Annotated in this window: 4 protein-coding genes; 1 reads left to right on the top strand and 3 read right to left on the bottom strand. The window is 71.4% G+C overall.

All coding sequences use genetic code 11. From position 1 onward, the window contains the following. Positions 1-18: 18 nt before the first annotated feature. The 3 genes from ACFFNX_RS08205 to ACFFNX_RS08215 are packed head-to-tail and all read right to left on the bottom strand — an operon-like array spanning position 19 to position 5,463. Complete coding sequence (locus ACFFNX_RS08205) at positions 19-2,043, bottom strand: hypothetical protein (protein WP_378197666.1); 2,025 nt, start codon at positions 2,041-2,043, stop codon at positions 19-21. Continuing rightward, positions 2,040-3,983 carry a hypothetical protein gene (locus ACFFNX_RS08210; RefSeq protein ID WP_378197668.1) on the bottom strand — a complete coding sequence of 648 codons (1,944 nt, stop codon included), beginning with the start codon at positions 3,981-3,983 and terminating at the stop codon, positions 2,040-2,042. The genes ACFFNX_RS08205 and ACFFNX_RS08210 overlap by 4 nt, the downstream gene beginning before the upstream one ends. A gap of 58 nt (positions 3,984-4,041) precedes the next feature. Further along, entirely contained in the window at positions 4,042-5,463 is a 1,422-nt protein-coding gene (locus tag ACFFNX_RS08215) for an SDR family NAD(P)-dependent oxidoreductase (RefSeq protein ID WP_378197670.1), read from the bottom strand. Between the two features lie 330 nt (positions 5,464-5,793). On the opposite strand from ACFFNX_RS08215, the gene ACFFNX_RS08220 reads away from it, so the two are divergent. Then, on the top strand, positions 5,794-7,012 hold a 1,219-nt coding region (locus ACFFNX_RS08220; RefSeq protein WP_378197672.1), incomplete at its 3' end, for an outer membrane protein assembly factor BamB family protein.

Consider the following 7,012-nt stretch of genomic DNA (forward strand, 5'->3'; position numbering starts at 1 on the left):
TTCGGCGGTGGGGCGTGGTCAGGCCGGGTCGGCGATTTCCAGGGCGGTGCGGGTGCGCTTGGCGGCCAGGGCGTTCACGGCGTCGGTGAAGCGGGTCATCGCGTCCGGCTCGTCGGCGCCCAGCAGGTCGTGCTTCAGCGCTCGCCGGCGGTCGGTCATCGGGTCCTCGCCCTCGGCGGTCACGGCCGTCAGCACGTTCTTCAGGTTCGCGCAGTCGCGGCCGATCAGGTACGCCGCCGACGCGCTCGGGTTCTGGGCGCGGAACTCGCCTTCCGGCAGGTTCGCGCCGTTCGTCACCGCGTACGGCTTGCCGCTCGCGATGAAGTCGGCGACGACGCTCGAGATGTCGGTGATGAGCAGGTCGGCCCGGTTGAAGCACGAGTACAGGTGCGGGATCGTGCCGGTCACCACGCGGTGCCGCCACCAGCCCTCCGCCGCCCAGTACGCCTGCTCGCACCCGGCCGCCGTGTCGTGCCACAGGGCGTCGCCCGCCAGGTCCGGCGTTGCCGCGCGCCGTGACTCCTCCGCCTCGTCGGCCGCGCGGCTCGACTCTCCGCCCAGCGCCGTCAGCCTCGCGGTCAGCGCCTCCAGGTCGCGCCGGGCCGCGGCGTCGCGGGCCGGGTCGACGGGCCACTGACCGCTCGCGTCGCGGGCCGCGTTCGCCTCGGCGATCATGCTGACGATCTTGCCGTGGGCGCGGCGTACGGCGGGGTCGTTCTTGCCGGCCATCGGGTGCGGCTTGTACAGCAGCCGGACGTGCGGCGCGTGGTCCAGCAGCGCGCGGACCAGCTTGACGCCCATCACCGCGACCGACGTGTGGTACGGGTCGCCGGTCCAGCCCTCCCAGGTGGGCGCGTACAGGACGGTGAACATCGGGTCCGGGGTGGCATCGGTGGTGTCGATCGCCGCGAGCTGCGGCCGGCCGACCTCGACGATCTCGTCGTCGCGCACGCCCGCGTCGCTGCGACGGTAGCGCTCGCGCCCGGCCGGCCCGGCGACCCAGACCTCGTCATAGACCTTGCTGAACGGGCTGAAGCTGGCCGCCTTGTCGCTGTCGCCGTGACCGATGAACACGCAGCCGATGTCCGGCAGCCGCAGCATGTGGATGTTCTTGCCGGCGTTGGCCGGGAACAGGGCGACACGCGCGGTCTCCGGCATCGGGAAGTTCATCATCTCGGTGCCGCCGGGGAAGCACAGGACCGGCGAGGACGTGCGGCCGAGCAGCGGCATGTTCCCCCGCTCCCGCATGATGATCATCTTCTTGTGCGGCAGCCGGTCGAACGTCTCCAGCCACATGTTGACCTGGTACATGCAGTCATCGGCGCCGGAGAAGTACAGCACGACCTCCGGCCCGTACGCGGCGATCTCCTCGGCGACGTCCTTGAGGACCTGCTCGCGGTCGGCCAGCCGCCGGTTGAGCCGGAGGTGCCAGGCGGCGAGGACGAGCCCGACCAGGCCGGCCGCCAGCGCCACCGCGAGCCCGGCGGCGATCGGTCCCGGGGTCTCGAGCCAGACGGTGAGCACCGCGCCCGCCAGCACCGGCACGTCGAGGTAGATCATCGACCGGTGCTCCCGCACCGAGGCCGGCGGCGGCGCGGGAAGGCGCAGCCGCGTCAGGTCGATTCCCCGGGTGATCACCGGGAGCCGGCGCCGTTCGATGATGACGACGGCGATGGAGGAGTGGACCGCGCGCAGGAGGTGCAGCAGCACCAGCGCCCCCGCGACCGTGGCGAACCAGTCGGCGGACAGCGTCGCCGACCGGGCCAGCATGATCAGCGTGGCCACGTCGCGGACGGTCGCACGCAGCGTCAGGCCGATGCCGACCTGGCTCAGCGCGGCGTTGAAGTACGCCGCGCGGCGGGTCAGCAGGGCCTCGGCGACGTAGCCCGTCAGCGCGAACAGGGCGACGAGCAGCGCGCTCGGCCACACGGCCGTGATGACGAGCAGGCCGTACGACAGGACGAGACCGCCGGCGATGACGGGTCCGGCCGTATCGCCTCCGAAACGGCGGCCGATCTTGGCGAAGAGAGGTGACGGGTTCAAGCTGCTGGCCGATCGTCGTCGGTGCGGGTGAGGGACTTGGCGGAGAGCGCGGAGACGGCGGCGTCGAACCGCTTGGCCGAGTCGATGCCGTCGGGCCCGAGCAGGTAGGCGCGCAGCTCCCGCCGGCGCTCGGTGAGCGGATCGGGCCCCTCGGCCTGCGCGTGCGCCAGAATCTGCCCGATCTCGGCGCAGCCGGGTCCGATGAGGTACGCCGCGAGGGCCGCGGTCGGGAACAGCCGGCGGAACTCCTCGCCGCTCAGCCCCTTGACGTTCGTCACCGCGTACGGCTTGCCGCTGACGATGAAGTCGCCCGCCACGCTGGAGATGTCGGTGATGAGCAGGTCGGCGTGGTTGAAGCAGTCGTACACGTGCGGCTGCGGTCCGGTGATGACGCGGTGCCGCAGCGGGCCGCCGGCCTGCCAGTACGCCGTGGTCCACGCCTCCTCGGCCGCGCGCCGGTCGTCGGACGCACCGGCCGCGGCGCTGTCGCGCGTGAGCTGGGCCTCATCGCCGGCGGTCTCGTCTCCGGCGAGGGCGTCCAAGCGCCGGGTCAGGGCCTTGAGCCGGTCGGTGTGCTCGCCGCCGCTCGCCGGGCGCCCCGCGTTGGCCCGCTCGATCATCGCGACGATCTCGTTGTGGCGCTCGATGGCCTTCGGGTCCCGGGTGCCGGTGAGCGGGTGCGGCTTGTAGAGCACCCGGATCTGCGGCGCGTGTTCGAGCAGCGCCCGGACGATCGCCGGCCCCATCGTCGCGACCGAGCTGTGCGCCAGGTCGTCCGACCAGCCCTCCCAGGTGGGAGCGTACAGGACGGTGAACATCGGGTCCGGGGTGACGCCGGTGGGGTCGATCGGCGCGAGCTGCGGCCGGCCGACCTCGACGATGTCCTCGTCCCGTACGCCGGTGCGCATGGTCAGATACCGCTCGCGCCCGGCCGGCCCGGCCACCCAGACCTCGTCGTACGCGCGGGCGAACGGGTTGAAGCTCGCCGGCTTGTCGCTGTCGCCGTGGTTGATGAAGGCCGAGCGGACGCCGGACATCCGCAGCATGTGGAGGTTCTTGCCGACGTTGGCCGGGTACAGCGCGGTACGGATCGAGGACAGGTCGAGCCGCACCATGTCCATCGCCTTGGGGACGCACAGCACCGGGGTCCTCGTACGGCCCAGCAGCGGCACCATGTGGCGCTCACGCAGGATGATCACTGCCCGGTGGTCGAGATCGTCCATCGTGGAGAGCCACATGTTGGCCTGGTAGGCGGAGTCCGCCGAGCCGGAGAAGTACAGCGCGACCTCCGGCCGCAGCTCCGCCAGCCGCTCGTTGACCAGGTCGAAGACCCGGTTCTCGTCACCGAGGTGGCGGTTGCGCGCGGCGTGCCGCGCCATGATCGCGAAGGCGACGAGGCCGAGCACGTACGCCGTGGCCAGCCCGCTCACCCCGGCCCGCAGGCCGAAGAGCCCGGCGAGGATGACCGGGAGCACGTCGAGGTGCAGCATCGTGCGCGCGTGCCGGGTGGTGAGCTGCGGGCTGGGCGCGTCGGGGATGCGCAGGCCGGTGAGGTCGAGGCCGCGCGTGACGACGGGGAGCCGCCGGCGCCGGATGACGTAGAGGGTGAGCCCGGAGTACAGCCCGCGCAGCGCGTGCAGGCCGAGCAGGCCCAGCGCCAGGACGGCGAAGACGGTGTCGCCCGCGTGTCCCTGCCGCACCAGCAGCAGGAGCACGGCCAGCTCGCGGAGGAGGAACCGCACCGTCACGCCGGCGTGGGCCTGTCCGAGCCGTTCGGTGATGGGGAGTTCCTCGCGCGAGGCGACCACGTCGGCGACGTAGGCGACCAGCGCCGTGACGACGAAGGCCCAGGCGTTCGGCCACAGTGCGGCCACGACCGTCGCGGGGTAGGACAGGACGAGCGCGGGGCCGGCCGCGGCTCGTACGAGCCGGTAGATCATGAACCTTCCTTCACCGGAGGGGGTGACCACGCGCTCTCTGTTCCCTCGCCCCGCTGGGTCATCGGGCGGCCGCCGTCGGGTCGTGCCGGCGGATGTCGACGGTGTGGCCGGTCAGCTCGGAGATGAGCACGTCGATCGAGGTCATCGCCACGTCGCGGGAGGCCAGCAGCGTGCCGGGTGGCTCCTGCCCGAACGCGCGCGTCCGCATGGGCGTGGCGGTCCGCTCGGGGTTGATGCAGTTGACGCGCACCCCGTCTTCGGCCCACTCGTCGGCCAGCGCCTGGGTCAGGTTGACGGTGGCCGCCTTGGCCGAGGAGTAGAGGCTGTAGCCGGCGCGGCCCCGCGTGTAGCTGCTGGACGTGTAGAGCAGCAGTTGTCCCTTGGTCTCGCGGAGGTAACCGGCGGCCGCCCGTGCGACGCGCAGCGGGCCGAGGTAGTTGATCCGCAGCGACTCGTCGATCGTCGCGTCGTCGATCTCGTCGAGGCGCCCGGTGCGCAGCACGCCCGCGGTGTTGACGACGTAGTCGATGCGGCCGGTCTCGCCGTACGCCTTGGCGAGGGCGTTCTCGATGTCCTGCGGGTTCTCCACGTGCGTCCCGGTCTCCGAGCGCGAGAAGGAGTACACCCGCGCGCCGAAGGATCGGGTCAGCTCGGCGATGTCGGCCCCGATGCCCTGGCTGCCGCCGAAGATGACGACCGTCCTGCCGCTCAGGCCGCTCTCATAGACTCCGTGGTCCTCTGGCGACGGCGGCGGCGCCTGGGAGGACAGCTGGAACAGCTTGTCGGCGAGGAACACGTCGACCGGGTGGGTGACCTTCATGTTCTGCTCGCTGCCGGGCACGACGACGATCGGCACGTCGGGCAGGTAGCGGAGGACGACGCTGCAGTCGTCGGTCGCGGTGATCTTCCCGCCGGTGAAGTCCGGGTCGGCCAGCGCGAGCTCGTACGCGTCGCGGATCGTCGACAGGCGGAAGCACTGCGGCGTCTGCCCGCGACGCAGCAGGTCGCGGCGGGGCACGTCCTTGATCACGGTGCCGCCGTAGTCGTCCACCTTGATGATGGTGTCGGCCGAGGGGATCGCCACGTCGACGGCCTCGTACCGTTCCAGCGCCGTGACACAGTCCTCGATGACGCGCTGGTCGATGAACGGCCGGACGGCGTCGTGGAAGAGGACGTTCGCCTCGGGGGACGTGGCGCCGACCGCTTCGATCGCGCGCATGGTGGTCTCGGTACGGGTGGTGCCGCCCTCGATGACACGGGACACCTTCGTACATCCGGCGGAGGCGACGATCGCCTCGGCATCGGCGGTGAAGCCGGGGGTCATGGCGACGATGATCTCGTCGATCTGCGGAGCGCTCTGAAAGACCTGCAGCGTGTGCTGCATGATCGGCTTGCCAGCGATCTTGACGAGCTGTTTGGGGATCTCGAGCCCCATCCGCTGCCCCGTGCCACCTGCCAGGACGACTGCGACGTTGTACAACTTGGGTCCGTCCTCTGTCTGATAGGTGCAAGCGAGGATAGCGTCAGATAACCGGTAAAAAACGACAGATGAGCCACATGAAGGCTACGTAACACTCACCTGAGAATCCGGTTACTTGATCAACGCTTTACGCCGCCCGAGCGTCTTCTGACCGGGGGCCGGAGAGCGAGCCGCGACCTCCACGATGCAGGTCCGGCGTCGGCCGAATCGCCTTGACCGGTGCCGTCATGCCGCCATCATCGGTGGCAGGCGTCCAAACCCCGTACGCTCGGCAGTCCCGGAAATTTGGAGGTGATCACGGTCGAGTCCGCACGGAGCCGTTGGCGCGCCGTGCCAGGGGTTCTCGCGACCTTGGTCACCGTCATCTGCGGCGCGATACTCGCCGACCGGCTCATTCTTCAGGCGGAGTGGTGGCAGGTGAACCGCACCGTCACCCAGGCCTCGCGGCCACCGCTCGCCGACCTGGGTCCACCGCCCGGTCCGGTCACCGCGAGCTGGCAGCTCAACACGGCGGTGGCCGACAGCGAGCTGCCCGCCTACGACCGGGTCGCCTACACGATCATGGACGGCGAGCTCGTCGTCGTGTCCGGTCGCGGCCTGACCGTCCGTGACGCGCGCACCGGCCGTGAGCGCTGGCACTACTACCGCGGGCAGTGGTCCCTGCTCGGGTGGGCGCGCACCGGCCAGGTGATCATCGCCTACCTCGAGCGCACCGGCCACCGCGGCAACCGCCTCATGGTCGGTCTCGACGCGGTCCACGGCACGCTGCTCTGGCGCCAGCGCGGCGACGTGCCGGCCGCGACCGAGCGCACCACGTTGCGCTGGCCGGCCGGCGGCGGCGTGGTCATCGTCACCGAGGACGGCCGGCACACGCTGTACGGCCGTGCCGCGACGACCGGCCGGCGCATGTGGAGTAAGCGCCTCACGCACGGCTGCCTGCTGCCCGAGGCCGTCCCGTACGGCTCGTCGGCCAGCGAGAGCGTCGCCGCGTTCGGCCTCGACTGCGGCGCGCGCGACCGCACGCTCGCGATCGACCCGCGTACGGGGCGCACCCTGTTCACCACGAACGCCGCGCATCCCGCGGTGTCGGTCAGCGGCGACGTGACCGCCGTCTTCGACGGCACCGGCCTGCACGCCTATGACCGGAACGGCCGGGAGTTCCTCGTCCGCAGGGGCGAGGACGTCTGCCGCGACATGTGCCCGGCCGTGGCCACCGGCGGGCACCTGCTCATCGCCTACGACCTGGCCCGCGGGCCGGAGAACGGCACCGAGACGCGGAGACTTGAGTCGATCGACATCGGTTCCGGATCGCTGTCCTGGCGCCGCGACATGTCCGGGTACACCGCGCTGTCGGTGTCCGGCGGCCTGCTGTACGGCCTGCGCTCCCGGCTCGCCGACCCGCTGCTGCCCGCCGGGATCGACGTGATCGACCCGGCCACGGGCGCCGGCACCACGGTGCCCGCGCCGCTGGTGACCCGCCCGGGTCTGGACGGCGTGCGGCCCTGGCTCGCCGCCGGTGGCGGACTGCTGTACGTGGCCGTGCCGACCG

This window comes from Actinoallomurus acaciae (assembly GCF_042429965.1).
Lineage (GTDB): Bacteria > Actinomycetota > Actinomycetes > Streptosporangiales > Streptosporangiaceae > Actinoallomurus > Actinoallomurus acaciae.